This is a genomic window from Streptomyces malaysiensis subsp. malaysiensis, from assembly GCF_040653035.1.
Classification (GTDB): domain Bacteria; phylum Actinomycetota; class Actinomycetes; order Streptomycetales; family Streptomycetaceae; genus Streptomyces; species Streptomyces malaysiensis.
On sequence record NZ_JBEZNG010000001.1, the window covers coordinates 18,184 to 43,630 of the forward strand.

Here is a 25,447-nt window from a genome sequence, read left to right on the forward strand (position 1 = left end):
AGCGGGCGAACCAGCCCCGGCCGCGGGGGCATCCCGGCCCACGGAATCGGCACCCGGCACCCGCGTACCCGGCACGGCGGCAGCGCCCTCAGCCGTCCCGGTGAGACCCTCAGACGCACCAGCGGGCGAACCAGCCCCGGCCGCGGGGGCATCCCGGCCCACGGAATCGGCACCCGGCACCCGCGTACCCGGCACGGCGGCAGCGCCCTCAGCCGTGCCGGGAGACGCCCCCGCAGCATCGGCGACGGCCTGCGGCGCGCCCGGACCGCCAGGCTCCGACGCACCACCCGGCCAAGGGCCCTCATCGGAGCCGTAGGACTCGGCCACCGGACCGTCCGGGGACCGCGTGCCCGGCACGGCGGCAGCGCCGTCAGCCGTATCGGTGGAGCCCTCCGCAGCCGGGGAACCGGCCCCGGCCGTGGGCGTTTCGGCGGCGCCCGGCACCGAGTCCGGCTCGAACGGGCCAACGAGAGCGCGGGGAGCCGCCGGGGTGGCCGTCGATCGCGGCGCGGGCCCCTGGTCCGGCTCGCTCGGCGCGGCCCCCTCGGCGCGTGTGCCCGACACGCGGGCGCCACCCGGCGCGGGCTCGTAGGGGCCGCCCGGCTCCGGCGTGGCGGACGGGGGCACCGCGAGGTTGGCCGACGAGGGCTCCTCGGCGTCCGGCGTCGTCAGCAGCAGGGCGGCGCGGCCGGCGTCGTCGGCGCGGAGGAGGCGGATGGCCTCGGCCGCCGCGCGGGGGCCGGTGACGGCGATCGCGTCCGCGGCGGCGCCCAGGGCCGCGGCGACGGGGACCTCGAAGCCCGGGGTGACGGTGAGGAGTTCGGCGGCGGGGCCCAGGAGTCCGCTGAGGCGGTCGGCGGCGGCCAGCAGGGCGCCCGTGCCGTCCTTACGGCGCAGACCGAGGGCGAGGGCGTCATGGCGGGCGGAGGTCGCGGCGCGCTCGCGCTCGGCGCCCGTCGCGGCCTCGCGGGCCGCGCTCAGCGCCGCCTCCGCCTCGGCCAGCTCGCGCTTGGCGGCCTCGTGGCGCTCCGCCAATTCCGCGTCATCCGCGTCGAGTCCGTCGACCTCCGCCTTGAGCTGCTCGTACTCCTCCTGCGCTGCGGTCGCCCGGGTCCGCGCCTCATCGCGGGAGGCGGCCAGCCGCTCGATCTCGGCGCGCGCCGAACCGGCCCGGCCGCGGGCCGCGTTCACCTGGCCCTGGAGCCGGGCGAGCCCTTCGCGGCGGTCGGCGATGGCGCGGGCCACGTCCTTGAGCCGGCGCTCCTCCTGGGCCAGGCTCCGCTCGAGCTCGGCCCGGTGCTCCACGGTGTCGTCCAGCGCCCGGCTCGCCGCCTCCAGGGCGGCCTCCAGCTCGGCCTCCTGCTCCCGGATGCGGGCCGCCTCGCGCTCCATGTCCTCCGGGTCGCGGCCGCGTCGCTCCTCCCCGGGGGCGGAGGTGGCGCTCTTGACCCGGGCGTCCGCCAGGCTGATCGTGCCGCGCACCCGCTCGGCGAGCTGCGAGAGCTCGTACCAGGTCTGCTGGGCGTCCCTGAGCCGAGGCGCGAGCCGCCGCACCTGCTCCTCCAGCGCCGCCTCGCGCTGCTGTGCGGTGCGCAGCTCGGTCTCCGCGGTCTCCTTGCGCCGCTTGAGCTCGGCCTCGTCGGCGATCTCGGCGCGCAGCGCCTCGCGCAGGGTGACCAGGTCGTCGGCGAGCAGCCGCAGCCGGGCGTCGCGCAGATCGGCCTGGATGACGGCGGCCCGCCGGGCCACCGCGGCCTGCCGGCCGAGCGGTTTGAGCTGGCGGCGCAGCTCGTCGGTGAGGTCCTGGACGCGGGCGAGGTTGGCCTGCATCGCGTCCAGCTTGCGCAGCGCCTTCTCCTTGCGCTTGCGGTGCTTCAGGACGCCCGCGGCCTCCTCGATGAAGGCGCGGCGGCCGGTGGGGTCGGCGTGCAGCACCCCGTCGAGCTGGCCCTGTCCGACGATGACGTGCATCTCACGGCCGATGCCGGAGTCGGAGAGCAGTTCCTGGATATCGAGCAGCCGGCAGGTGTCCCCATTGATCTGGTATTCGCTGCCGCCGTTACGGAACATGATCCGGGTAATGGTGACTTCGGCGTAGTCGATGGGCAGCGCGCCGTCGGCGTTGTCAATGGTGAGCGAGACCTCGGCGCGGCCGAGCGGGGGACGGCCGGTGGTCCCGGCGAAGATGACGTCCTCCATCTTCCCGCCGCGCAGGGACTTGGCACCCTGTTCGCCCATGACCCAGGAAAGGGCGTCCACGACATTGGACTTGCCCGAGCCATTGGGGCCGACGACGCAGGTGATACCCGGCTCGAACCGGAGCGTCGTGGCGGAGGCGAAGGATTTGAACCCTCGCAGGGTCAGGCTCTTGAGATGCACGCCTTTGGACTCTACCCGCCACCCTTCCTCCGGCACCGTCCCATAACGGTGGTGCCGCGCACCCGCCCCGGCTTTTTCTCGGTTTCAGCAATGATCGGTTTCACCGCTGGGAGAGAGGGGCACATCAGTCGGTAAGGGTGGCTCGGAGGCACACTGGGGATACGACGAAGGGACGCCGAGGCGTCCCTTGAAGATTCTCAAGCGGCTGACGATGCAGCCCGACCGGCCCTTGGGCTGGGTCAGGCGAGCGCAGGCTCCGCCTGGGATACGTCGATGCTTTCGAGCAGCGAGTCGCCGTGACGAGCGGCGGCGGACAGTGCGTCGTTCTCGGCCTGAATCCGAACGAGCTCGGATTCAAGATCCTGAACGCGCTGCTGAAGCCGTCGCATCTCGGAGAGGACTCGGGGGTCGGAACCGCCGACGTAACCGAGAAGCGCCTTTGCCATGATGGATGGTCCTCCACACTGAGTGACCGACCGAAGCGGTGTGGGTCGTGAGGGATTTGCACCCGCGATGCCTGCCGAATTACTACCGTGCTGGGTGGCAAACAGTTAAGGTGCGCGGGGCTTCCAGCGTCTCACCAATTGGTTTGAGGGTCAACACGATCACACGCCGACGGGGTCGCAGGGGTCGAGAGCACACTGGCGGCGAACTCTGCCGCCCTTCTCCAAAGGACCCATGACAGTCGGGGGATCTTCCGTGTGACGGCAGCCTTCCATGGAGCGGCGCCGTTGGCAACCATCAGCCCATTTCTGCTCACCGTGCGCAGGGAAGGCATGGTCAGCGGGGCACCGCGGAAGGTGCCTCCGGCGAGTTGATCAACGGATCTCGAAGGTCTCATAGCCACCGCGAGGTGTGTCCCAGATCTCGGTGATTCCCTCGACTTTCCCGGGCGTGTCGCCGTCCCTGAGCCATTCGAGCAGCTGTTCGCATTCCGTACGCGGGCCCTCCGCGACCACCTGCACCCGCCCGTCGGAGAGGTTGGAAGCAAAGCCGACGAGGCCCCCGATACGCAGCGCGTTGGCCCGGGTGTACCAGCGGAAGCCGACGCCCTGGACACGGCCGCGCACCCACACGGTGAGGCGGACTCTTTCGTTCATATGCGCACGCTAACCCCCCGCGCGAGCAGCCGCTAAACCATCGAATTGCCCAGTGGGCAGGCGCGTTGGGGCCCGAATGGCGTACAGTCCCGGCTCAACAGGACTCACCCACACGAGTGATACATGGCTCGCGCACACGAGTGACACATTTCGAGCGACTTTTGACGCCGAGCACACAAGGAAGGCAGGAGATGGGCCGCCATCGACGATCTGCCCCCGGTATCCCGGCACAGGAGGCCCTCGCGGGCCGCCACCGGGGACCGCACCGGAGCCCCCTCGCTCCGGTCCGGACCGGACTGTTGGGCGTGTCCGCCGCTGTCGCGGTCGGCGCCGTGGCGATGGCCTCCGGACTCGGTCCGGGAAACGCCTACAAGATCGGCGGGGGCAATGACTCCGCCGGACAGGTCCAGGCGGGGGGTCCCACCGACTCCGGCCTGGAGACACAGGGCTCGCAGTCCGCGGCCCCCACCGATCGCAGCACGGTTCCTCCCAGCCGTGGTGACGACCGCGCTCACGCACCCTCCACAACTCCCTCCACGACTCCCTCCAAGCCCTCCGGGACGCCCTCCACCACACCCCCGGAGCAGCCGAGCGCCTCCGAGCCGCCCGGGAACGGCCGGCAGGGCGGGAACGGCAACGGAAACGGCAAGGGCGAAAACAACGGGAACGGGAACGGCAACGGCGGCTCGAAGGGCCGCGGCCAAGGGAAGCCGTCCGGTACCCCCACCACGGAGCCGACCGCACCGGAGCCCCCGGCAGGGTCGGCCGGGCCCGAGGCCGCCTCGGAGGCCGAGGTCCTCACTCTCGTCAACAAGGAGCGCAAGAAGGTCGGCTGCGCCCCCGTGACGGCCGATTCCAAACTCGCCCAGTTGGCCGAGGACTTCAGCGAGGACATGTCCCTGCGCCAGTTCTTCGACCACATCAGCCCCGACGGCGACAGCCCCTGGGACCGTGCCGAGAGCGCGGGCATCCTGGACCTGGGCGGGGAGAACATCGCCCGCGGCCAGTCGGACGCACAGGCCGTGATGGACTCCTGGATGAACAGCTCCGGCCATCGGGCCAACATCCTCAACTGCTCGTTCAAGCGGCTGGGCGTCGGCGCGCACTTCGGCACCGGCGGCCCCTGGTGGACCCAGGACTTCGGCTACTGACCCCCTGAGCGGACCTCCGCATCCGGCTCATATACGAAGCCCGGGGCGTATCGATACGCCCCGGGCTTCGTATGCGCCCATCACGAGCAGCACACTCACCATGCGAAAGCGCAGCCCTGGAGTCAGCGCTGAGTGCGCGTATGGTGTTGTGCATGGACAGTGAACGCACTGGCGGAGCGTCCTCCACGGCGGACGCGGAGAACCTGGCCTTCGACGTGTTCGCCCGCGCCTGCCCCTCGCGCGGCACGCTGGAGCACGTCACCGGCAAATGGGGCGGCCTCATCCTGGGCGCGCTCCACGAGGGCACCTTCCGCTTCAACGAGCTGCGGCGGCGGGTCGACGGCGTCAGCGAGAAGATGTTGTCCCAGACGCTGCACGCGCTGGAGCGCGACGGTCTGGTGCACCGCGAGGCCCAGCCGACCAACCCGCCCCGGGTGGACTACCGGCTGACCCCGCTGGGCAGCGCGGTCGCCGAGCGGCTGCTGGCCCTGATCTATCTGGTCGAGGACCGGATGCCCGAGGTGCTGACGGCCCAGGAGCGCTACGACACCGGGCGCGCCGGGAGCGGCGGGGCGGCGGTCGCGCGGGACGCCGGACGGACCGCGGTGGCCGGGCGCGGCGGGCGCTGACAGCGCGGGCAGAAGTAGCTGGAGCGGTTCATCCAGGGGCGGCGGCGCATCGCGGTGCCGCAGCGCCGGCACGGCTCGTCCTCCCGGCCGTACGCGTCCAGGGAGCGCTCGAAGTACCCCGACTCGCCGTTCACGTTCACATAGAGGCTGTCGAAGCTGGTGCCGCCGACGGCCAGCGCGGCGGTCATGACCTCGCGCACATGGCCGAGGAGTTCGGCGGCGCGCGGGCGGGTGAGGGTCGCCGTCGGCCGGTCGTAGTGCAGCCGGGAGCGCCACAGCGCCTCGTCGGCGTAGATGTTGCCGACCCCGCTGATCAGCGACTGGTCCAGCAGTGCGCGCTTGATCGTGGTGCGGCGGCGGCGCAGCGCGGTGTGGAAGGCCGTCTCGTCGAAGGCGGGGTCCAGCGGGTCGCGGGCGATATGCGCGATGACATCCGGCAGCCCCTCCAGGTCGCCGGGGACGGTGTCGTGCAGCGAGAGCCCGCCGAAGGTGCGCTGGTCGACGAAGCGCAGCTCGGTGCCCGCGTCGTCGGCGAAGCGGACCCGGATGCGCAGATGCTTCTCGTCCGGGGCCTCGGCCGGCTGGACCAGCAGCTGTCCGCTCATCCCGAGATGGGCCAGGACCGACTCGGCGGCCGCGTCGTCGTCGAACGGCAGCCACAGGTACTTGCCGCGGCGGCGGACGACCCCGGTGCGGCGGCCCCTGAGGCGGGCCGCGAAGTCCTCCGCGCCGCCGAGGTGACGGCGGACCGCGCGGGGGTGCAGCACCTGGACCTCGGCGACCGTACGGCCGCTGACCCAGCGCTCCAGTCCGCGGCGGACCACCTCGACCTCGGGCAGCTCGGGCAACGGGGGCCTCCTCGGCCTCGAGCCCTCACCGCCCCCGGGCGGAACGGCCGGGGGGGCCGTCCGCCGCGGGGGCGGTGAAAGGCGTTACGGACGTACGGACATGGCGGTGCGGGGAAGGGCGATCAGTGTGCCGTGGAGGCCGTGTCGGCGGCGGCTCCGCCGTCCGCCGCCGTGGTGGCGGTTTCGGCGTCGGCCGCTTGGGCCTTCGCCTGGGCCTCGTCGGCAGCCGCGCGGATCGCGCGCCAGGCGGCCTCGGCCGCCTGCTGCTCGGCTTCCTTCTTGCTGCGGCCGGTGCCGGTGCCGTACGCGACACCACCGACGCGGGCGGCAGCCGTGAAGGTCTTCTCGTGGTCGGGACCTGTCTCGGAGACCAGGTACTCGGGAACCCCGAGGCCCTCGGTGGCGGTCAGCTCCTGGAGGCTGGTCTTCCAGTCCAGGCCGGCGCCGAGGTTCGAGGACTTCTCGATCAGCGGGTCGAACAGCCGGTGCACCAGCTCCGCGGCGGCGTCGAGCCCCTGGTCGAGATAGACCGCGCCGATCACCGCTTCAAGGGTGTCGGCGAGGATGGAAGCCTTGTCCCTGCCCCCGGTGCCCTCTTCACCCCGGCCGAGCCGGATGAAGGCGCCGAGGTCGAGGCCGCGGCCCACCTCGGCGAGCGCGCGCGAGTTGACCACCGCGGCCCGCAACTTGGCCAGCTGGCCCTCGGGCAGGTCGGGGTGGATGCGGTACAGCGTATCGGTGACCACCAGGCCGAGCACGGAATCCCCGAGGAACTCCAGCCGCTCGTTGGTGGGCAGCCCGCCGTTCTCGTACGCGAAGGAGCGGTGGGTCAGCGCACGCACCAGAAGGGCGGACTCGAGCTGGTACCCGAGCCGCCCTTCCAGGATCGTGTGAGACGAGGCCGTGTCCGCCTGGGACGCTTCACCGCGCTTACGCGGGGGCGTAGTGGCGTCTGACATAGAGCCTGTCACCCGCCGATCAGACCTCGAGGACCTGGCGGCGGTTGTAGGTGCCGCAGCTCGGGCACGCGATGTGCTGCTGCTTCGGCTCGTGGCAGCGCTCGCACGCCACCAGGGTGGGGACCGCAGCCTTCCACTGCGACCGGCGGTGGCGCGTGTTGCTGCGCGACATCTTCCGCTTCGGAACAGCCACGGCTACTTCTCCTGTGGGTCATCCCCGCGACTGCGGGGTGCGTTGTCCTTCTCGCCGTCCCTCATGGCCTCGGCGAGTCCCTGCAATGCCGCCCACCGGATGTCGGCGGCGTCGTGGTGGTGGCCGGGGTCGTCCGCGAGCCGGGCGCCGCATTCGGCGCACAGCCCGGGGCAGTCCTCCCGGCACACCGGCTGCAACGGCAGTGCGAGCACCACCGCGTCGCGCAGCACGGGTTCGAGGTCGAACAGGTCGGCCTCGAGGAAGAGCCTGTCCTCCTCCTCGGCGTCGTCGCCGGTGTCCGCGTCGCGGCTCCGGTCGTCGGCGTCGGGGTAGGAGTACATCTCCTGGAAGTCCGCTTCGAGCTCTCGCTCCAGCGGCTCCAGACACCTTACGCACTCCCCTGTCAGCGGCGCACGGGCGGTGCCTGTGACAAGCACCCCTTCCATGACCGACTCCAGGCGGAGGTCCAGCTCGACGGTCGCGCCCTCCCGCACCCCGATGACCTCGATACCGAGGTCCTTGGGCGCCACCACGGAACGGGAGATCCTTTTCAGCGCACCAGGACGCCGGCCCAGCTCGCGCGTGTCGAACACGAGAGGGGCACGATGGTCGAGGCGGGCGTTCAGGGCTTCCTGCTTTCTACGCTGTGGCGGGCCACCCGAATCATCCACTACGAATCGGGCAGCCGAGATCGCGGACGTACACGCGACCGAAGAGCCAGGATACTGGACAGGCCGCCGTAGACCCAATCCGCCCGGTGGGGACGGGGTTCCGGCGGCCTGGTGGGGAGCGGGCTCAGCGACCCTGCTCGTACTGGCGGAGCTGATCGAGGTCGATCATGCTCGTGTCGAACAGGCTGGTCTCGTCGAGCGCGGCGCCCGGCTGCTGCTGATGGTGGTGCGGCAGTTCCTGGGGCTGCTGGGGCACATAGGCCGTGTTCGGGTCGTAGCCCTGGGCCTGGGCCTGCTGCTGCCAGGCGTAGGCGTCCTGCTGATAGCCGCCCTGCGCGGCGTAGGGGTCCTGCTGCGGTACATAGGTCTGCTGCTGATAGCCGTACGCGTCCTGCTGCTGGTAGGCCGCGGTGGCGGCGTAGTACGCGGCGTCGGCGGCCGCCTGGTCCGGCTGGGCCACGGGCTGGGCGACGGCCGCCTGGGACTGGGCGAGGTCCGCCAGATAGTCGTCATCGGTGGTCCGCAGCGCCATCCCGGCCTCGTCCTGGGCCGCCATATGGGCGCCGAGCTCATCGGCGGGCCTGGCCCCGAGCAGCTTCTGGCGGCCACGGCCGACCGCCTCCAGCGTCTTGGCCAGGACCGCCGAGACGGCCCCCAGCTTGGTGTCCACGTACTCGTCGGCGCGCTCCCGCAGCGTCGTGGGGTCCGCGCTGCGCTCCGGGCCCTCGTCGGGCTCCTCGAGGCCGTCCCCGACGCCGGGGGCGCGGCCGAGCAGCTTCTCCCGGCCGCGGTCGACCGAGCCGATGGTCTTGGTGAGCACGACCTCGAAGTTGGCCAGCTTGCTGTCCACGTAGTCGTCGGCCTCGACGCGGATCTCCTCGGCCTCTCGGCGGGCCTCGGCGAGGATCCGGTCGGCCTCCTCCTGGGACTTCCGCACCAGCTCGGTGTCCGAGATCAGCGAGGCGCGCTGGCCGTGTGCGGACTCGATGATCCGCTCGGCCTCCTGGCGGGCCTGCTCGACCATCTGGTCCCGGCCGCCGATCAGCTCCTGGGCGTGGGCCAGGGAGTCCGGGAGGGCGGCGCGCACCTCTTCGAGCATGGCGAGCAGCTGGGCGCGGTTGACCACGCACGAGGCCGACATGGGCATGGACCGGGCGCCGCCGACGGTATCGACGATCTCGTCGAGCTTCTTCTGCACGTCCACTGTGGGTGCTCGCAGACTGTCTGGATACGGATGGATACGGGATACGAACGGGACGACTGTACGGCCAGCGGGCCCCTCCCGGACAGCCGCTGACGCCCCGTCAGCCGCTACTTCCGGCCGAGCCGCTCGGAGAGCGCCTCCAGGACCACCGGCGGCACCAGATGGGATACATCGCCGCCCCAGGCCGCGACCTCCTTGACCAGGCTGGAGGAGAGGAAGCTGTAGGTGGGGTTGGTGGGCACGAACAGCGTCTCCACGCCGGAGAGGCCGTTGTTCATCTGGGCCATCTGGAGCTCGTAGTCGAAGTCGCTGACGGCCCGCAGCCCCTTGACGATCGCGGGGATGTCCCGCTGCTTGCAGAAGTCGACAAGAAGGCCGTGGAACGCCTCCACCTTGACGTTCCCGTACTCCTCGGTGGTCTGGCGGAGGAGATCCATCCGCTCCTCCACCGTGAACAGGCCCTGCTTGGACTTGTTGATCATCACGGCTACGTGCACGACGTCATAGAGCTTGGAGGCACGGGCGATGATGTCGAGGTGTCCATTGGTGACGGGGTCGAACGACCCCGGACAGACTGCGCGGCGCAACGGAAGTTCCTCGCTCTCGGGTCCGGTCATGACGCGTTCTCGCACGCGGAGGCGGCGCGACCGTACCAAAGCGTGCCCTCGCCGTAGCGACGGGCTCTAAGCCCCTCGAATCCGGCAGGCCACACGAACTCCCCACCTCGTGTGCTCCGCTCAACGGTGGCCAGCGCTTCGGGAGCTAGCCAGCCCTTCCCCAGGAGTGTGAGGAGGATCTCGCGGAGTTCGGCGTCGGTGACCGCGTAGGGCGGATCCAGGAAAACGACGTCGTACGGGCCGGTGACCGGGGCCTGTCCGGCGATGGTCTGTTCGGCCTTGCCGGTGCGCAGCTCCGCGCCCGGCAGACCGAGCGCCCGGACGTTCTGACGGATCGTACGGGCCGCCCGCGGGTCGGACTCGACCAGCAGGGCGTGGGCGGCGCCGCGGGACAGCGCCTCCAGGCCGATCGCGCCGGAGCCGCCGTACAGATCGAGGACGCGGGCCCCGTCCAGCGAGCCGAGCAGCGACTCCCAGGTGGAGAACAGGCCCTCGCGCGCCCGGTCCGAAGTGGGTCGGGTGCCGTTTCCCGGCGGCACGGCCAGGCGCCGGCCGCCGGCCGCTCCGGCGATCACGCGGGTCATGGTTGGTGGCAGTCCTTCGCGGTGGTCGGGGCAACGGCGCACCGCGCGCCCGTCCGGGCGGGGCCGCCGCACCTCCACGATATGGCGTACGGCGGCGTGCGGTGGCCGCGCTCCCGCACGCGGGCTCAGCCCTTGTCGAGGAACTCCTCGCGATCCTTGTCCAGCAGGGCGTCAAGCGCCGTGCGCAGCTCCGGATATCCGGCCAGCTCCGGGTCGGCGGCGACGATCTCGGCCGCCTCCTCCCGGGCCGCCGCGATGACCTCCTCGTCGTCGATGACGGCGAGCACCCGCAGCGAGGAGCGCACCCCGGACTGGGCCTGGCCGAGCACATCGCCCTCCCGGCGCTGCTCCAGGTCGATCCGGGACAGCTCGAAGCCGTCGAGCGTGGCCGCGACCGCGCCCAGCCGCGCCCGGGCGGGGCTGCCCTCGGGCATGTCGGTCACCAGCAGGCACAGCCCGGCGGCCGAGCCCCGGCCGACGCGGCCGCGCAGCTGGTGCAGCTGGGAGACGCCGAACCGGTCGGCGTCCATGATCACCATGGCGGTGGCGTTGGGGACGTTGACCCCGACTTCGATGACGGTCGTGGCGACCAGGACGTCCACCTCGCCCGCGGCGAAGCGGCGCATCACCTCGTCCTTGGCCTCGGGCTGCATCCGCCCGTGCAGCACCTCCACCCGCAGATCGCTCAGCGGCCCCTTGGTGAGCTGCTCGGCGATGTCGACGACGGCCAGCGGCGGCCGCTTCTCGGCCTCGTCCTCGGGGGACGGGCGGGCCGCGCCCTTGGGCTCCTCCGCCTCGTCGCCGCCCTCGTCCCCGATCCGGGGGCACACCACATACGCCTGGTGCCCGGCGGCCACCTCCTCGCGCACCCGCTCCCAGGCGCGGCTGAGGAAGTGCGGCTTGTCCTTGGCGGGCACCACATGGGAGGCGATCGGGGAGCGGCCCGCGGGCAGCTGGTCCAGGACGGAGGTCTCCAGGTCGCCGAAGACGGTCATGGCGACGGTGCGCGGGATCGGGGTGGCCGTCATCACCAGCAGATGCGGGGGCTGCTTGCCCTTGGAGCGCAGGGCGTCGCGCTGCTCGACCCCGAAGCGGTGCTGCTCGTCGACGACCACCAGCCCCAGATCGTGGAACTGGACCTTGTCCTCGATCAGGGCATGGGTGCCGATCACGATCCCGGCCTCGCCGGTGACCAGGTCCAGCAGCGCCTGCCGGCGGGCCGCGGCGCCCATGGAGCCGGTGAGCAGCACCACCTTGGTGCCCTGCTCCGCACCGCCCAGCGTGCCGCCCTCCCGCGCAGGCGCTTCGCGCCACAGCCCCCAACTGGCCAGCTCGCCCATCATCTCGGTGATCGAGCGGTGGTGCTGCTGGGCGAGCACCTCGGTGGGCGCGAGCATCGCCGCCTGTCCCCCGGCGTCCACGACGCCGAGCATCGCCCGCAGCGCGACCATGGTCTTGCCGGAGCCGACCTCGCCCTGGAGCAGCCGGTGCATGGGGTGGTCGGTGGCCAGATCGGCGAAGATCTCCTCGCTGACCCGGCGCTGGCCCTCGGTGAGGGTGAACGGCAGCCGGGCGTCGAAGGCGGTCAGCAGCCCGTCCGGGGCGGGCTTGCGGGGCGCCGCGGGCAGCTGGGCGTCGGCCCGCCGCCGCCGGGCGAGCGCCACCTGGAGGACGAACGCCTCGTCCCACTTCAGGCGGTCCCGGGCCATCGCGATATCGGCCTTGGTGACCGGCCGGTGGATCTTGCGCAGCGCCTCGGGGAGCGTGGCCAGCCCCCGGCCCTCGCGGAGCCCGTCGGGCAGCGGGTCGACCAGCCCGGCCAGCGCGGCCTCCTCATGGCCGGCCGGGCCCAGCACGGTGTCGATGGCCTGCTGGATCTGCCAGGACTCCATCTGCTTGCACGCCGGGTACAGCGGCAGCAGCTGATTGGCGAACGCCTCCACGGTCTCCGCGCCGCTCCCCTCGCCCAGCGCCTTGAACTCCGGGTGGGCCAGCTGACGCTTGCGGTTGAAGACCGAGACCTTCCCGGCGAACATCGCACGGGTGCCGGGCTGGAGCTCGGTCCGCGGTTTATGGACGCCCTTGCCGAAGAAGACCAGCTGGAGACGGCCGCTGCCGTCGGTGATGGTGACCTCGAGCCGCCGGCCCCGGCCGCCGTTGAACGTATGCACCCGGGCGTCGGCCACCTGCGCCACCACGGTCACATGCTCGTCCAGGGGCAGGTCCGACAGCCGGGTCAGCTCACCTCGCTCGGCGTACCGCCGCGGATAGTGGTGCAGCAGATCGCCGACGGTGTGCAGGTCGAGATGGTCGGCCATCACCTTCGCGGTGTTGCCGCCCAGGACCTTCTTCAGGGATTCATCCAGCACGGGCACCCGTCCATTGCACACCACGGGGGTGACAAACGGGGATGACGAGCGGGGTGATTCGGGCGGGGCGACCCCGCGGCCGGGCGCCGGGGTGGTCTCAACGGCTCCGAACGGCCGGGCCCATCCGCCGCCCATGAGCCGCCGGGGTCGTCCCACGTCCACCGGCCGGCGGGCTCATTCGACGCCTATGATCAGCGGCGTGGTGGGCTGACCACCCCGGTAGACGACCGTGTCGACGGCGAAGTGCCCCTCCCGTACATGCCGCTCCAGCCGTTCGGCGACCTCGTCCGCAAGCCCCGCGCCCAGCACCAGCGTGACCATCTCGCCGCCCGACGCCAGCATCCGGTCCAGCACCGTCTCGGCGGTCGCGGCCAGCTCCGAGCCGATCACCGCCACATCGCCGTCGATCATGCCCAGGACGTCCCCGGCCTGGCACACCCCGGCCATGGTCCAGGACTGGCGCTCGGCGACGGCCAGTTCCGCGTAGCGGGTGGCGCCCGCGGCCGAGGTCATGGCGACCACGTCCTCGTCGAAGCTGCGGCCGGGCTCGTGGACGGCGAGCGCGGCGATGCCCTGGACGGCGGAGCGGGTGGGGATCACCGCGGCCCGTACGCCCTCGGCGCGGGCCTGGGCGGCGGCCGCGGCCGCCGTGTGGTGCAGCTCGGTGTCGTTCGGCAGCAGTACGACCTCACGGGCATCGGCCCGGCGGACCGCCTCGACCAGCTCACCGCTGGCGGGCGGCTCCCCGGCGCGGGTGGCGACGGCGGTCGCGCCCGCCTCGGCGCACAGCGCGGCGAGCCCGTCGCCGGGGACGACGGCCACCACGGCGCGGGTCGCGCGCTCGGCGCGCGGGCCGGCCGTGGAGTCCTGGGCACCGGTCCGATCCGGCAGGACGACGGCCGGGCCCGGCCGGTCCTGGCCGTCGGCGTCCGCCTTACGGGCGGCGGCACCGCCGAAGTGGGTGATCCTGATGCGGTACGGGCGCCCGGCCTGGATGCCCGCCTCCACGGCCGCCCCCGCGTCGTCCACATGGACGTGCACATTCCACAGGCCGTCGCCGCCGACGACCACCAGGGAGTCGCCGAGGGCGTCCAGGCGCTCCCGCAGGGCGGCCACCGCCGTGTCATCGGCCTCCAGGAGGTAGATCACCTCGAAGCCGGGCCCGCCGTCCGGGGCGCCGTCGACGGGACAGCCCGCTGGGTCCTGCCCGGCGGCCGCCAGGGCGCCACCGAGGGGGCGGACCGGCGCGAGCGCCGCGGGGGCCTCGCCCGACAGGGCCTCGGCGAGCCCGCCCAGGACCGTCACCAGTCCGTAGCCGCCGGCGTCGACCACCCCGGCGCGGGCGAGGACGTCGAGCTGGCCGGGGGTGGCCTGGAGCGCGGCGCGGGCGCCCTCGTAGGCGGCGCGGGCCACCGTGGCGACGTCGCCCGTGGCGCGCTCGGCGCCCTCCGCGGCGGCCACGGCGACCGTAAGGACGGTGCCTTCGACGGGGTGCGCGACCGCCAGGTAGGCGAGGTCGACCGCGCGCCGCAGCGCCCGCCGCAGCCCCTCGGCCTCGCCCGTGCCCGGGTTCCCCTCCACCGGGCCGTCGGCCAGGACGTCCGCCATACCACGCAGCAGCTGCGCCAGGATCGTGCCGGAGTTGCCCCGTGCTCCGATGAGCGCGCCATGGGCCATGGCGCGCACCACATCGGCGAGGGTGGGGCGGGAGACGGCGGCCGAGGCGGCGTGGCCGTCGAAGGCGGCGTCCACGGCCCGGGCGGCGGACTCGACGGTCAGATACAGATTGGTGCCGGTGTCCCCGTCCGCGACCGGATAGACATTGATCGCGTCGATGTCCGCACGGGCCCGGCCCAGCGCGTCCAGCGCCAGTCCGCACCATTTCCGTACCGCATCGGCGTCGAGCGTGTGCGGCACGTAAGGTCCTCCTCGGAGGCTGCTGGGGCGGGGCGGGCATAGCGTCATCGCAGGGTAGCCGCCGCCCTCGGCGGGTGCCGGGGCAGCCATGATAGTTTCGTTGTACGGGAGTGGCCGTTGTATGCTGCTCCGGTTGCCCGATGCGAATCGGGCCATTCCCCCAGGCGCCGCCGAATCCTCCATGATTCAGGCAACGCCCGGGGCATCCGTTCAAGTGTCCTGTCTCCTCGCGAGAAGCGAGGTTGACCCGTCTTTGGAGTAACCCGTGGCTGCCAACTGCGACGTCTGCGGCAAGGGGCCGGGCTTCGGCAACAACATCTCGCACTCGCACCGCCGCACCCGCCGTCGTTGGAATCCCAACATCCAGACGGTGCGCGCTGTGGTCGGTCGTACCCCGAAGCGGCTCAACGTCTGCACCTCGTGCATCAAGGCCGGCAAGGTTTCGCGCTAGCCGCCCCGCCGTTCGCACAGGCCGGTCCACCTATGGCGTGGACCGGCCTTTCGCGTGCGTCCGCGCGGGTCCTCAGCCGGATCCCTCCCGCAACCACCCGTGGTCGACTGGGCCGATGCCCGCGCCCAGGGGGAAGCCCGCCGCGATGGCGCCCGTGACGTACTCCTTGGCCGCCGTGACGGCCTGAGGGACCTCGTATCCGCCCGCCAGATACGTAGCGATCGCCGCGGCGAGGGTGCATCCCGTGCCGTGCGTATGGCGGTTGTCCTGGCGGGGCGCCCGCAGCCAGTGCTCCTCGGTGCCGTCCGTGAGCAGATCCACCGCCTCACCGCCGGGCAGATGGCCGCCCTTGATCAGCGCCCACCGCGGGCCGTGGCCCAGTACCGCCCCGGCCGCCCGCCGCTGGTCCTCCTCCGACTCCACCCGGACGCCGGTGAGCTGGGCCACCTCGTCCAGGTTGGGCGTGGCCACGGTCGCGGTCGGCAGCAGCTTCGTACGGACCGCGTCGAGCGCCTCGACGGCCAGCAGCGGGTCGCCGTGCTTGGAGACCCCGACCGGGTCGACCACCACCGGCACGGGGAGGTCCGCGAGCAGCGCGACCACGGTCTCGACCAGTTCGGCGCTCGCCAGCATGCCGGTCTTGACCGCCTGGACGCCGATGTCGTCGGCCACACTGCGGAACTGGGCCCGTACGGCCTCCGCGGGCAGCTCCCAGGCGCCCTGGACGCCCAGGGAGTTCTGCGCCGTCACCGCGGTGATGACGCTCATCCCGTGGGCGCCGAGGGCCAGCATGGTCTTCAGGTCGGCCTGGATACCCGCACCGCCGCCGGAGTCCGATCCGGCGACGGTGAGGACGCGCACGGGCGCCGAGCCGTCAGGGGAGGGGCGGGGGACACGCGGAGGTAGGGCCATGGGGCCGAATCTACTCGGCGCCCACGGCGTCCCCGGCGCCCCCTCGGCTCCCTCACGGTCGCCCGGCGCCCTCGAGCGCCGCCCGTAAGACCCCCGGGGTTGATACGGCGCCCTTATAGGTCACTCGCCGCCCTTATGACCCTCATGGTCATAAGGCGCTCTTACGGTCACTCGGTGCCCTTGCCGTCGCCGAAGTGGTCCCAGCCCCCGTGTGCCCAGGGGGCTCCGTCCACCGTCACCTGGGGCAGCACCGAGGGGTTCAGCACCTCGCCGATCACCTTCCAGCGGGCCGGCAGCTTGGCGTCGGGCGGGAAGGTGGCCACGATCGCGTGGTCCTCTCCCCCGCTGAGCACCCATTGCAGCGGGTCGACGCCCACCGCCTGCCCGATGTCCGACATCTGCGAGGGGATGTCGATGTCCGCCGAGCGCAGATCGATACGGACCTTGCTGGCCTCCGCGATATGCCCGAGGTCGGCCACCAGCCCGTCGCTCACATCGGTCATCGCGGTCGCGCCGAGCCCGGCGGCGGCCGGACCGGCGTGGTACGGCGGCTCCGGGCGGCGGTGGGCCTCGACGAACGCCCGCGGCGAGCGGAAGCCGCGGGAGAGCACCGCGTGCCCGGCCGCCGACCAGCCCAGCCATCCGGTGACGGCGACAACGTCGCCGGGCTTGGCACCGGATCGGGTGACCGGTTCATGGTTGCGCAGATCGCCCAGTGCGGTGATCGCGACGGTGATGGTGTCCCCGCGGACCACATCGCCGCCGACCACGGCCGCGCCCGCGACCTGGCATTCGTCGCGGATGCCGTCCATCAGCTCGGTCGGCCAGGTCACCGGCAGATCGGCGGGGACCACCAGGCCGAGCAGCAGAGCGGTCGGCACCGCGCCCATGGCCGCGATGTCCGCCAGGTTCTGGGCCGCGGCCTTACGGCCGACGTCATAGGCGGTGGACCAGTCCCGGCGGAAGTGCCTGCCCTCCAGCAGGACGTCCGTACTGGCCACGACCCTCCGGTCGGGCGCGGCCACAACCGCGGCGTCATCACCGGGCCCCAGCCTCACCGCCGGGGTGGTGGTGAGCCGGGAGGTGAGCTCTCTGATGAGCCCGAACTCCCCCAACTCGCCCACGGTGCCCTTCATCCCATCGCCCCTTCGTGCTCGTGACCACTTGCCGCCCCGCCGCGCTCCCCGCGCGGGTCTCCCCGCGCCGCATGGCGACGCGGTACCGTGGCGTCCCTTCTCTCCACATGATCCTCGTAGCCGCCCTGGAGGTTCCGTGGTACAGGCGTACATCCTGATCCAGACCGAGGTCGGCAGGGCCTCGACAGTGGCCGACATCATTTCCAAGATCCCTGGGGTGATACAGGCGGAGGACGTCACCGGCCCTTATGACGTCATCGTGCGCGCCCAGGCCGACACAGTCGATGAGCTCGGCCGCATGGTGGTCGCGAAAGTCCAGCAAGTGGAAGGCATCACCCGCACCCTGACCTGCCCGGTCGTCCATATCTAGCGCCCCCGTATGCTCGGCGGGTGAATTCCGCACACCGTAGTCCCACGCGAAGGCTCGCTCCGCTGTGCGTCACCGTGGCGCTCGCCCTGGTGCCGTTGGCCGGTTGCTCCTTCACCGGGGATTCGGACGACGCCGAGGCGCCCGCGGTTCCCACGCCGCCCGCGCGGGCGGCGTCATTGTGCCGGGCGCTGCACAAGGAGCTGCCCCGTACCGTGAACGGGCTGAAGCGGGGCACCATCGAGCCCGCCTCGGACTACACGGCGATGTGGGGGGAGCCCGCCGTGCGGCTGCGCTGCGGGGTTCCCCGGCCGCGGGCGATGGATTCCTCGACCGACTCGGTCGAGGTGAACGGCGTCGCATGGCTCCCCGAGAAGCAGAAGGACGGCTACCGCTTCACCACGGTGCTGCGCCGGGCGTATGTCGAGGTGACCGTGCCCGGGAAGTACGCCCCCGAGATCAACGCCCTGGTCGACTTCGCCCAGGGCGTGAAGAAGACGGTGCCCGAGGGCGTGGCCTAGCGCGGCCCCGGCCGGCAGTGACGGGCGCGGCCGCCGCTAGCGCAGCCCCGTCGAACGGCGCAGCGCGGCCTGGAGCAGCCGGTCCACCAGCTCGGGGTAGCTCACTCCGCTCTCCTGCCACATGCGCGGGTACATCGAGATCGGAGTGAAGCCGGGCATGGTGTTGATCTCGTTGATCACGAACTCGCCGCTGTCCAGCAGGAAGAAGTCGGCCCGGACCAGCCCCTCGCAGGACGCCGCCTCGAAGGCGGCCACCGCGAGCTCCTGGACCCGCCGGGTCTGCTCCTCGGTGAGCGGCGCGGGCACGATGCCGTCCGCCGAGTCGATGTACTTCGCCTCGAAGTCGTAGAAGGCGTGCGAGGAGACCGGCGGGATCTCGGCGGGCACGCTGGCCCGCGGCCCGTCCTCGTACTCCAGCACTCCGCATTCGATCTCGCGGCCGCGCAGCAGCGCCTCCACGATGACCTTCGGGTCGTGGCGCCTGGCCTCCTCGATGGCCTCGTCCAGGTCCGCGGGGTCGTCGACCTTGCTGATCCCGATGGAGGAGCCGGCGCGCGCGGGCTTCACGAAGAGCGGCCAGCCGTGCTCCTCGGCGAACTCCACGATCCTGCGGCGGGCGGCGGAAGGTTCCTGCTCCCAGGCGCGGGGGCGGATCACCTCGTACGGGCCGACGGGCAGCCCGAAGGAGACGAACACCCGCTTCATGTATTCCTTGTCCATGCCCACCGCGGAGGCGAGCACCCCGGCGCCCACATACGGCACCCCGGACAGCTCCAGCAGCCCCTGGAGGGTGCCGTCCTCGCCGTACGGACCGTGCAGCATGGGGAAGACGACGTCGACGTCGCCCAGTGCCTTGGGCACCGCCCCCGGCTCGCTGTAGACGACCTCGCGGTTCCCGGGGTCGACCGGGAGGACGACCGAGCCCTCGCTGGACTCTGCGAGCCGTTCGACGCTCGGCAGCTCGCGGTTGGCGATGGCCATCCGCTCCGGCTCGTCCGCGGTCAGCGCCCAACGGCCGTCCGCGGTGATGCCGATCGGCAGCACGTCGTACTTCTCACGGTCGATGGCGCGCAGCACGGCGCCCGCGGTGACCACCGAGATGGCGTGCTCGGAGCTGCGGCCGCCGAAGACGACGGCGACGCGCGGCTTCCGCCGCTCGCCTCCGGAGGAAGCCGGGACAGGGCCTGGGGAAGGGGTCTGGCTGCTCATATCGCGTTGAGATTACCTTGCGGTCCGCGCGGCGTCAGTGCCGCTCGGCCTTGGCGCTTCGGGACATCAGCTCTTTGAGTGCGACAAGCGGCTGTTTGCCGTCGTGCACGATTCCCACGACGGTCTCGGTGATGGGCATGTCGACGTCGTAGCGGCGGGCGAGATCCAGCACGGACTCGCACGACTTGACGCCCTCCGCGGTCTGTTTGGTGACCGCGATGGTCTCCTCCAGTGTCATCCCGCGGCCCAGGTTGGTGCCGAAGGTGTGGTTGCGGGAGAGCGGGGAGGAGCAGGTGGCGACGAGGTCGCCCATGCCCGCCAGGCCCGCGAAGGTGTGCGCGTCGGCGCCCATCGCCAGGCCCAGCCGGGTCGTTTCGGCGAGGCCGCGGGTGATGAGCGACGCCTTGGTGTTGTCGCCGAGCCCCATGCCGTCGGCGATGCCCACCGCCAGCGCGATGACGTTCTTCACCGCGCCGCCCAGTTCGCAGCCGACCACATCGGTGTTGGTGTACGGGCGGAAGTACGCGGTGTGGCAGGCGGTCTGGAGGCGGCGGGCCACGCTCTCGTCGGAGCAGGCCACCACGGCGGCGGCGGGCTGCCGGGCGGCGATCTCCTTGGCGAGGTTGGGCCCGGTGAGCACCGCGACGCGCTCCGCGGGCGCCTTGGCGACCTCCTGGACGACCTCGCTCATCCGCTTGGCCGTGCCGAGTTCGACGCCCTTCATCAGGGAGACCAGCACGGTGTCGTCGGCCAGCAGCGGGGCCCAGTCGGAGAGGTTGCCGCGCAGCGTCTGGGAGGGCACGGAGAAGACCGTGAACTCAGCGCCGTCCGCGGCCTCGGCCGGGTCGGTGGTGGCCCGCACGCCGTCGGGGAGCCGCACTCCGGGGAAGTAGTCGGGATTGGTGCGGCCGGTGTTGATGGCCTCGACGACACCGGGCCTGCGGCCCCACAGCGTCACCTCGCAGCCGGCGTCGGCGAGCACCATCGCGAAGGCGGTGCCCCAGGAGCCGGTGCCGAAGACGGCGCAGCGCGTCACTTGCTCTCCTCATCGGCCAGCGGAAGCGGCGGGCCGTCGGTGCCGGGGCGGATGGGCCGGTCGTACCTCTGGGCGGGCGCCCGCTCTCCGCGCACCTCGGCGAGGAGGTCGGTGATGGCGTCCATGATGGTGTCGGTGGCCGCCCTGAGGACCTCCGCGGTGGGCTCCTGGCCGTAGAACCCGGACAGGTCCACCGGCGGCCCGGCGTGCACCTTGAGCGTCTTGCGCGGGAAGAGGCGGACCCGCTTCTCCTTGGCGTACGGCGGCACGGCCTCGTTGGCGCCCCACTGGGCGACGGGGATGACCGGTGCCTTGGTGAGCAGCGCGACCCGCGCCGCGCCCGTCTTTCCGCGCATGGGCCACATTTCGGGGTCCCGGGTGAGGGTGCCCTCGGGGTAGAAGGCCACGCACTCGCCCTTGTTGATGGCGTCCACGGCGGACCGGAAGGCGTTGGCGGCGTCGGTGGACTCGCGGTAGACGGGGATCTGGCCGGTGCCGCGGAGCATGGTGCCCACGAAGCCGCCTCTGAAGAGAGCGGCCTTGGCGAGGAAGCGCGGCACCCTTCCGGTGTTGTACTGGAAGTGCGCGTAGGAGAGCGGGTCGAGATACGAGTTGTGATTGATCGCGGTGATAAATCCACCGTCGGCGGGAATGTGCTCCATTCCGTGCCAGTCCCGCTTGAACAGAACCACCAGCGGCGGTTTGCACAAGACCGCTGCCATGCGGTACCAGAAGCCGATTCTGCGGCCGGACACTCGGAACATCCTCTCTTGGACCCTGCTGACCTGCTGGCTTGCTGCCGTTCGGGCAGCCGCACAAGTGTCGCTCCAGGCACCCCGTCTGTCGAGGACACCGTAACCCCGCACGTCTTCGGCGAGCCGGACAGCAGGTCAGAATGAGGCCCGTGGGAACAAACGGAGCCCCTGTGACCTGGACCCTCGTAGTGCCGCTGAAGCCCTTGTCACGGGCCAAGACCCGGCTCTCCGACGCCGCGGGGGACGGCCCCCGCGCCTCGCTCGCGCTCGCCTTCGCCCAGGACACGGTGGGCGCGGCGCTGGCGAGTCGGTGGGTGCGGGGGGTGATCGTCGTCACCGACGACCCGCTCGCCGGACGCGAGCTGTCGGCCCTCGGCGCCCGGATCGTGCCCGACTCTCCGGGGCGCGGGCTGAACGCGGCGCTCGCGCACGGCGTCCGCGCGGTCCGCGAGGAGCGCCCGGGGGCGGCCGTGGCGGCGATGAACGCCGATCTCCCCGCGCTGCGGACGGCGGAACTCGACCTGGTGCTCGAGGCCGCCTCCGGCTTCCCCCGCGCCTTTCTGGCGGACGCCGCGGGAGTGGGCACCACACTGCTCTCGGCGGCGGCGGGCGCCGAGCTGGCACCCGCCTTCGGGGGTCCCTCACGGGCCCGGCACCGGGCGTCGGGGGCGCGGGAGATCGAGCTCGCGGGGGTGGATTCGGTGCGGCGCGACGTGGACACGGCCGGGGATCTGCGCGCGGCGATGGCCCTGGGCGTGGGCGCCCACACCAGGGCTAGGCTGGCGGACATGCAGGGAACCGCCTATACGTACGACCCCGAGACCCGCGCCGGCAGCGTGCTGCTCGACGACGGCACCCCGCTGCCGTTCGACACCGCGGCGTTCGACGCCGGGGGGCTGCGGATGCTGCGCCCGGGGCAGCGGGTGCGGATCGAGGTGGCGGGCGAGGGCGAGCAGCGCCGGGTCGTCTTCGTCACGCTCCAGACGTTCTGAGCGCCGTAGAGGTCCTGAGCGCCGTGGACGTTGTGAGCGCCGTGGACGTTGTGAGCGACGTAGGCGTTCCGAGCAACGTGGATGTTCCGAGCGCCATGGATGTCCTGAGCGCCGTGGACGTTTCGCGGCCGTGGACGTGCTGAGCACCAACCCTTCCGGGGCTTCGGACGTTCCGGGCGGCCCGGAGCGGCGGCCTGGAACCAGGCGCGGACAGCACCGCGGGCCGGTCTCCCCTCGGGGAGCCCGGCCCGGCGCGGATGCGGTATGGCGCCTGTGCGCCGCCGGCTAGCGCTTCCTGGCGGTGGTCTTCTTCGCGGTGGTCTTGCGGGCGCTCGTCTTGCGCGCGGGAGCCTTCTTCGCCGTGGCCTTGGCCGGGGCCTTCTTGGCCGGCGCCTTCTTGGCCGCGGCCTTCTTCGCCGCCGCCTTGGCCGGCGCCTTCTTCGCGGCGGCGGCCTTCTTCGCGGGCGCCTTCTTCGCAGGAGCCTTCTTGGCGGTCGCCTTCTTGGCCGCGGCCTTCTTCGCCGCCACCTGGAGACTGCCCTTGGGAGCCTTCTTCACGGCGACCTCGCCACCGCGCGGGAGCTTCTTGGAGCCGCTCACCAGATCCTTGAACCCCTGACCGGGGCGGAAGCGGGGCACCGAGGTCTTCTTGACCCGCACCCGCTCCCCGGTCTGCGGGTTACGGGCGTAGCGGGCGGGTCGTTCCACCTTCTCGAACGAACCAAATCCAGTGACCGAAACTCGCTCCCCGGCGACGACCGCCCGGACGATGGCGTCCAGGACCGCGTCGACGGCTTCGGCGGCCGACTGTCGGCCGCCGAGCTTGTCGGCAATCGCTTCTACGAGCTGCGCCTTGTTCACGTCTTCCCCTTCGGAGACATTGCCGGAATCAATGTGTTCAAGCCTTTTCGCACGTTAGGCAGATATATACCGCAAATCAAACACGAAACGGGCTAATCACCCTTGTGCCGCAACGCACTCGATCGTCACGGACTTCCGTCGGTGTCGGGATCTTGGGGGAAACGCCCCTCGTCGAGGTCGTTCATCAACCGCTCCAGACGCTTTGCCGCATCTGCGAGATCGTGTTTCGCCGCTGAGGTGATGACCAGCAGCTTCCGGGACAGCGCCATCCGTACGCCCTCCGGGACTTGCAGTGCGCGCACCCTTGCGTGCGCTTCCTTGAGCCGGTCGGCGACGATGCCGTAGAGCTCGAGTTGGCCGTCGCGTTCCATGCACTGATTGTGCCATCTGAGGCGAGTTGTCGCTTCACGGGGCCTCAACATGCCGATGCGCCGCCGGTCCGAGGACCGGCGGCGCATCTTGCCAAACCCGCTCTGTACAGGGAGAACCGGGGGGTCAGACCTCCACTGTGCGGGGCTTGAAGGAGGGGCGACGCGCCTCGTACGAGGCGATCGAGTCCTCCTCCCTGAGGGTGAGACTGATGTCGTCCAGCCCCTCCAGGAGTCGCCACCGAGCGTTCTCGTCAAGCTCAAAATCAGCCGTGATGCCCTCGGCTCGGACCTGGCGGTCGACGAGGTCGACGGTGACCTCCGCGGTGGGGTCCGCCTCGACCAGCTTCCACAGCCGGTCCACGGTCTCCTGCGGCAGGACGACGGTCAGCAGCCCGTTCTTGAGGGAGTTGCCGCGGAAGATGTCGGCGAAGCGGGACGAGATGACGGCCTTGAAGCCGTAGTTCTGGAGCGCCCAGACCGCGTGCTCGCGCGAGGAGCCGGTACCGAAGTCGGGACCGGCCACCAGGACCGTTCCGCCCTTGTGCTCGGCCTTGTTGAGCACGAACTCCGGGTCCTTGCGCCACGCCTCGAAGAGCCCGTCCTCGAAGCCGTCGCGGGTGACCTTCTTCAGCCAGTGCGCCGGGATGATCTGGTCCGTGTCCACATTGCCGCGGCGCAGCGGAACGGCCCGGCCGGTGTGCGTGGTGAATGCTTCCATGACTTCTCAGGCCCCCACGGGAGTCGATACGGCGGCGTCGGACAGATCGGCGGGCGAGGCCAGATGGCCGAGCACCGCGGTGGCGGCGGCGACCTGCGGCGAGACCAGATGGGTCCGGCCGCCCTTGCCCTGCCGTCCCTCGAAGTTGCGGTTGGACGTGGACGCCGACCGCTCACCGGGAGCCAGCTGGTCGGGGTTCATGCCCAGGCACATCGAACAGCCCGCGTGCCGCCACTCGGCGCCGGCGGCGGTGAACACCTTGTCCAGCCCCTCCTCGACGGCCTGGAGGGCGACCCGCACCGAGCCGGGGACCACCAACATCCGTACGCCGTCGGCCACCGAGCGGCCGGACAGCACCGAGGCGGCCGAGCGCAGGTCCTCGATGCGGCCGTTGGTGCAGGAACCGACGAAGACGGTGTCCACCGCGATGTCGCGCAGCGGCTGACCGGCCGTCAGACCCATGTACTCCAGGGCCTTCTCGGCGGCGAGCTGCTCGCTGGCGTCCTCGAAGGAGGCGGGGTCCGGGACCGACTCCGACAGCGGCAGGCCCTGGCCGGGGTTGGTGCCCCAGGTGACGAACGGGGCGAGTTCCGCGGCGTCGATGACGACCTCACGGTCGAAGACCGCGTCGTCATCGCCGCGCAGGGTGCGCCAGTACGCGACGGCGGCGTCCCAGTCGGCGCCCTGGGGGGCGTGCGGGCGGCCCTCCAGATAGGCGAAGGTCGTCTCGTCCGGGGCGATCATCCCCGCGCGGGCGCCCGCCTCGATGGACATGTTGCACACGGTCATCCGGGCCTCCATCGAGAGCTTCTCGATGGCGGAGCCGCGGTACTCGATCACATAGCCCTGGCCGCCGCCGGTGCCGATCTTCGCGATGATCGCCAGGATCAGGTCCTTGGCGGTGACGCCGTCGGGCAGCTCGCCCTCGACCGTGATCGCCATGGTCCGGAACGGCGCGAGCGGCAGCGTCTGGGTCGCCAGCACATGCTCGACCTGGCTGGTGCCGATGCCGAACGCGAGCGCGCCGAAGGCGCCGTGGGTCGAGGTGTGGCTGTCACCGCAGACCACCGTCGTACCGGGCTGGGTCAGTCCCAGCTGCGGTCCCACCACATGGACGACGCCCTGCTCGACATCGCCGAGCGGATGCAGACGGACACCGAACTCCGCGCAGTTCTTGCGCAGCGTCTCCAACTGGGCGCGGGAGACGGGGTCCGCGATCGGCTTGTCGATGTCGAGGGTGGGGGTGTTGTGGTCCTCGGTCGCGAGGGTGAGATCGGTACGACGGACCGTGCGGCCGGCCTTGCGCAGGCCGTCGAACGCCTGCGGGCTGGTCACCTCGTGCAGCAGGTGCAGATCGATGAAGAGCAGGTCAGGCTCGCCTTCGGCGTGCCGGACGACATGGTCGTCCCAGACCTTTTCCGCGAGTGTCCGTCCCATCGCTTTACCTCCGGCCGGCGCCAGTGCCGGCCCAACTCGTGTCGAGTGCGGACCCTGGTC

Annotated in this window: 26 protein-coding genes and 1 pseudogene; 6 read left to right on the plus strand and 21 right to left on the minus strand. The window is 71.7% G+C overall.

The window, feature by feature from the left end:
- From AB0E24_RS00070 to AB0E24_RS00080, 3 genes are all read right to left on the minus strand, one after another.
- Positions 1-2,379: AAA family ATPase (locus AB0E24_RS00070; protein ID WP_359373946.1), on the minus strand; the 2,379-nt coding region annotated here is incomplete at its 3' end.
- Between the two features lie 239 nt (positions 2,380-2,618).
- Entirely contained in the window at positions 2,619-2,825 is a 207-nt protein-coding gene (locus AB0E24_RS00075) for a hypothetical protein (protein ID WP_069866466.1), read from the minus strand.
- Between the two features lie 372 nt (positions 2,826-3,197).
- On the minus strand, positions 3,198-3,479 hold the full coding sequence (locus AB0E24_RS00080; RefSeq protein WP_079259117.1) for an acylphosphatase: 282 nt from the start codon (positions 3,477-3,479) through the stop codon (positions 3,198-3,200).
- Positions 3,480-3,784: 305 nt separating this feature from the next.
- On the opposite strand from AB0E24_RS00080, the gene AB0E24_RS00085 reads away from it, so the two are divergent.
- Positions 3,785-4,630, plus strand: coding sequence for a CAP domain-containing protein (locus AB0E24_RS00085; RefSeq protein WP_283883960.1), 846 nt, complete (start codon positions 3,785-3,787; stop codon positions 4,628-4,630).
- Between the two features lie 152 nt (positions 4,631-4,782).
- Positions 4,783-5,259 (plus strand): winged helix-turn-helix transcriptional regulator, encoded by a 477-nt coding sequence (locus tag AB0E24_RS00090; protein WP_359373949.1) that lies wholly within the window; start codon positions 4,783-4,785, stop codon positions 5,257-5,259.
- Here the strand turns inward: AB0E24_RS00090 and mutM are convergent.
- The 9 genes from mutM to fakA all read right to left on the minus strand — a co-directional run bounded on the left by mutM (position 5,172) and on the right by fakA (position 14,621).
- Entirely contained in the window at positions 5,172-6,107 is a 936-nt protein-coding gene (gene mutM / locus AB0E24_RS00095; protein WP_359373951.1) for a bifunctional DNA-formamidopyrimidine glycosylase/DNA-(apurinic or apyrimidinic site) lyase, read from the minus strand. The two genes, AB0E24_RS00090 and mutM, sit on opposite strands and share 88 nt — an antisense overlap.
- A gap of 122 nt (positions 6,108-6,229) precedes the next feature.
- Positions 6,230-7,066 (minus strand): ribonuclease III, encoded by an 837-nt coding sequence (gene rnc, locus AB0E24_RS00100; RefSeq protein ID WP_079259113.1) that lies wholly within the window; start codon positions 7,064-7,066, stop codon positions 6,230-6,232.
- Positions 7,067-7,085: 19 nt separating this feature from the next.
- Positions 7,086-7,259 carry a 50S ribosomal protein L32 gene (rpmF, locus tag AB0E24_RS00105; protein ID WP_009714764.1) on the minus strand — a complete coding sequence of 58 codons (174 nt, stop codon included), beginning with the start codon at positions 7,257-7,259 and terminating at the stop codon, positions 7,086-7,088.
- Positions 7,260-7,261: 2 nt separating this feature from the next.
- On the minus strand, positions 7,262-7,852 hold the full coding sequence (locus AB0E24_RS00110) for a YceD family protein (RefSeq protein ID WP_069866478.1): 591 nt from the start codon (positions 7,850-7,852) through the stop codon (positions 7,262-7,264).
- Positions 7,853-8,054: 202 nt separating this feature from the next.
- Entirely contained in the window at positions 8,055-9,134 is a 1,080-nt protein-coding gene (locus AB0E24_RS00115; protein WP_079259111.1) for a cell division initiation protein, read from the minus strand.
- A 107-nt stretch (positions 9,135-9,241) separates the two neighbouring features.
- The gene (gene coaD, locus AB0E24_RS00120) at positions 9,242-9,751 is read right to left on the minus strand and encodes a pantetheine-phosphate adenylyltransferase (RefSeq protein ID WP_069866482.1); all 510 of its coding nucleotides are present in this window, start codon (positions 9,749-9,751) and stop codon (positions 9,242-9,244) included.
- Positions 9,748-10,335 (minus strand): 16S rRNA (guanine(966)-N(2))-methyltransferase RsmD, encoded by a 588-nt coding sequence (gene rsmD / locus AB0E24_RS00125; RefSeq protein ID WP_079259110.1) that lies wholly within the window; start codon positions 10,333-10,335, stop codon positions 9,748-9,750. The genes coaD and rsmD overlap by 4 nt, the downstream gene beginning before the upstream one ends.
- Before the next feature lie 125 nt (positions 10,336-10,460).
- Positions 10,461-12,653 carry an ATP-dependent DNA helicase RecG gene (gene recG, locus AB0E24_RS00130; RefSeq protein ID WP_232640249.1) on the minus strand — a complete coding sequence of 731 codons (2,193 nt, stop codon included), beginning with the start codon at positions 12,651-12,653 and terminating at the stop codon, positions 10,461-10,463.
- A 225-nt stretch (positions 12,654-12,878) separates the two neighbouring features.
- Positions 12,879-14,621 (minus strand): fatty acid kinase ATP-binding subunit FakA, encoded by a 1,743-nt coding sequence (fakA, locus tag AB0E24_RS00135; protein WP_359373970.1) that lies wholly within the window; start codon positions 14,619-14,621, stop codon positions 12,879-12,881.
- 265 nt (positions 14,622-14,886) lie between these two features.
- On the opposite strand from fakA, the gene rpmB reads away from it, so the two are divergent.
- The gene (rpmB, locus tag AB0E24_RS00140) at positions 14,887-15,072 is read left to right on the plus strand and encodes a 50S ribosomal protein L28 (protein ID WP_009714771.1); all 186 of its coding nucleotides are present in this window, start codon (positions 14,887-14,889) and stop codon (positions 15,070-15,072) included.
- Positions 15,073-15,144: 72 nt separating this feature from the next.
- Here the strand turns inward: rpmB and thiD are convergent, their stop codons facing one another.
- Both thiD and AB0E24_RS00150 read right to left on the minus strand, forming a co-directional pair.
- Positions 15,145-15,984 (minus strand): bifunctional hydroxymethylpyrimidine kinase/phosphomethylpyrimidine kinase, encoded by an 840-nt coding sequence (gene thiD / locus AB0E24_RS00145; protein WP_359373972.1) that lies wholly within the window; start codon positions 15,982-15,984, stop codon positions 15,145-15,147.
- Positions 15,985-16,151: 167 nt separating this feature from the next.
- A complete protein-coding gene (locus AB0E24_RS00150; protein WP_069866488.1) occupies positions 16,152-17,120 on the minus strand; it encodes a thiamine-phosphate kinase in 969 nt (322 codons plus the stop codon).
- A gap of 136 nt (positions 17,121-17,256) precedes the next feature.
- Between AB0E24_RS00150 and AB0E24_RS00155 the strand changes: the two genes are divergently transcribed.
- Positions 17,257-17,490, plus strand: coding sequence for an Lrp/AsnC family transcriptional regulator (locus AB0E24_RS00155; protein ID WP_069866490.1), 234 nt, complete (start codon positions 17,257-17,259; stop codon positions 17,488-17,490).
- Positions 17,491-17,510: 20 nt separating this feature from the next.
- Positions 17,511-18,008, plus strand: a complete 498-nt coding sequence (locus AB0E24_RS00160; protein ID WP_069866492.1) for a DUF3515 domain-containing protein — start codon at positions 17,511-17,513, stop codon at positions 18,006-18,008.
- 36 nt (positions 18,009-18,044) lie between these two features.
- Here the strand turns inward: AB0E24_RS00160 and AB0E24_RS00165 are convergent, their stop codons facing one another.
- Genes AB0E24_RS00165 through AB0E24_RS00175 form a run of 3 tightly spaced genes read right to left on the minus strand, consistent with a single transcriptional unit; the run spans position 18,045 to position 21,008 of the window.
- Positions 18,045-19,217: a D-alanine--D-alanine ligase family protein gene (locus tag AB0E24_RS00165; RefSeq protein WP_099015067.1), complete on the minus strand. Its 1,173-nt coding sequence runs from the start codon at positions 19,215-19,217 to the stop codon at positions 18,045-18,047.
- A gap of 34 nt (positions 19,218-19,251) precedes the next feature.
- Positions 19,252-20,253 carry an NAD(P)H-dependent glycerol-3-phosphate dehydrogenase gene (locus AB0E24_RS00170; RefSeq protein WP_359373978.1) on the minus strand — a complete coding sequence of 334 codons (1,002 nt, stop codon included), beginning with the start codon at positions 20,251-20,253 and terminating at the stop codon, positions 19,252-19,254.
- Positions 20,250-21,008 (minus strand): lysophospholipid acyltransferase family protein, encoded by a 759-nt coding sequence (locus AB0E24_RS00175; protein WP_069866499.1) that lies wholly within the window; start codon positions 21,006-21,008, stop codon positions 20,250-20,252. The genes AB0E24_RS00170 and AB0E24_RS00175 overlap by 4 nt, the downstream gene beginning before the upstream one ends.
- A gap of 170 nt (positions 21,009-21,178) precedes the next feature.
- On the opposite strand from AB0E24_RS00175, the pseudogene cofC reads away from it, so the two are divergent.
- Positions 21,179-21,793 (plus strand): annotated as a pseudogene (gene cofC / locus AB0E24_RS00180) (2-phospho-L-lactate guanylyltransferase); the annotation flags it as partial.
- Positions 21,794-22,285: 492 nt separating this feature from the next.
- On the opposite strand, the gene AB0E24_RS00185 reads toward cofC, so the two are convergent.
- The 4 genes from AB0E24_RS00185 to leuC form a co-directional block, all read right to left on the minus strand.
- A complete protein-coding gene (locus AB0E24_RS00185) occupies positions 22,286-22,861 on the minus strand; it encodes an HU family DNA-binding protein (RefSeq protein ID WP_069866501.1) in 576 nt (191 codons plus the stop codon).
- A 125-nt stretch (positions 22,862-22,986) separates the two neighbouring features.
- The gene (locus AB0E24_RS00190) at positions 22,987-23,232 is read right to left on the minus strand and encodes an SCO5555 family protein (protein WP_014055151.1); all 246 of its coding nucleotides are present in this window, start codon (positions 23,230-23,232) and stop codon (positions 22,987-22,989) included.
- Between the two features lie 124 nt (positions 23,233-23,356).
- Complete coding sequence (leuD, locus tag AB0E24_RS00195) at positions 23,357-23,950, minus strand: 3-isopropylmalate dehydratase small subunit (protein WP_167503481.1); 594 nt, start codon at positions 23,948-23,950, stop codon at positions 23,357-23,359.
- A 6-nt stretch (positions 23,951-23,956) separates the two neighbouring features.
- Complete coding sequence (leuC, locus tag AB0E24_RS00200) at positions 23,957-25,387, minus strand: 3-isopropylmalate dehydratase large subunit (protein ID WP_174886360.1); 1,431 nt, start codon at positions 25,385-25,387, stop codon at positions 23,957-23,959.
- Between the last annotated feature and the right edge of the window lie 60 nt (positions 25,388-25,447).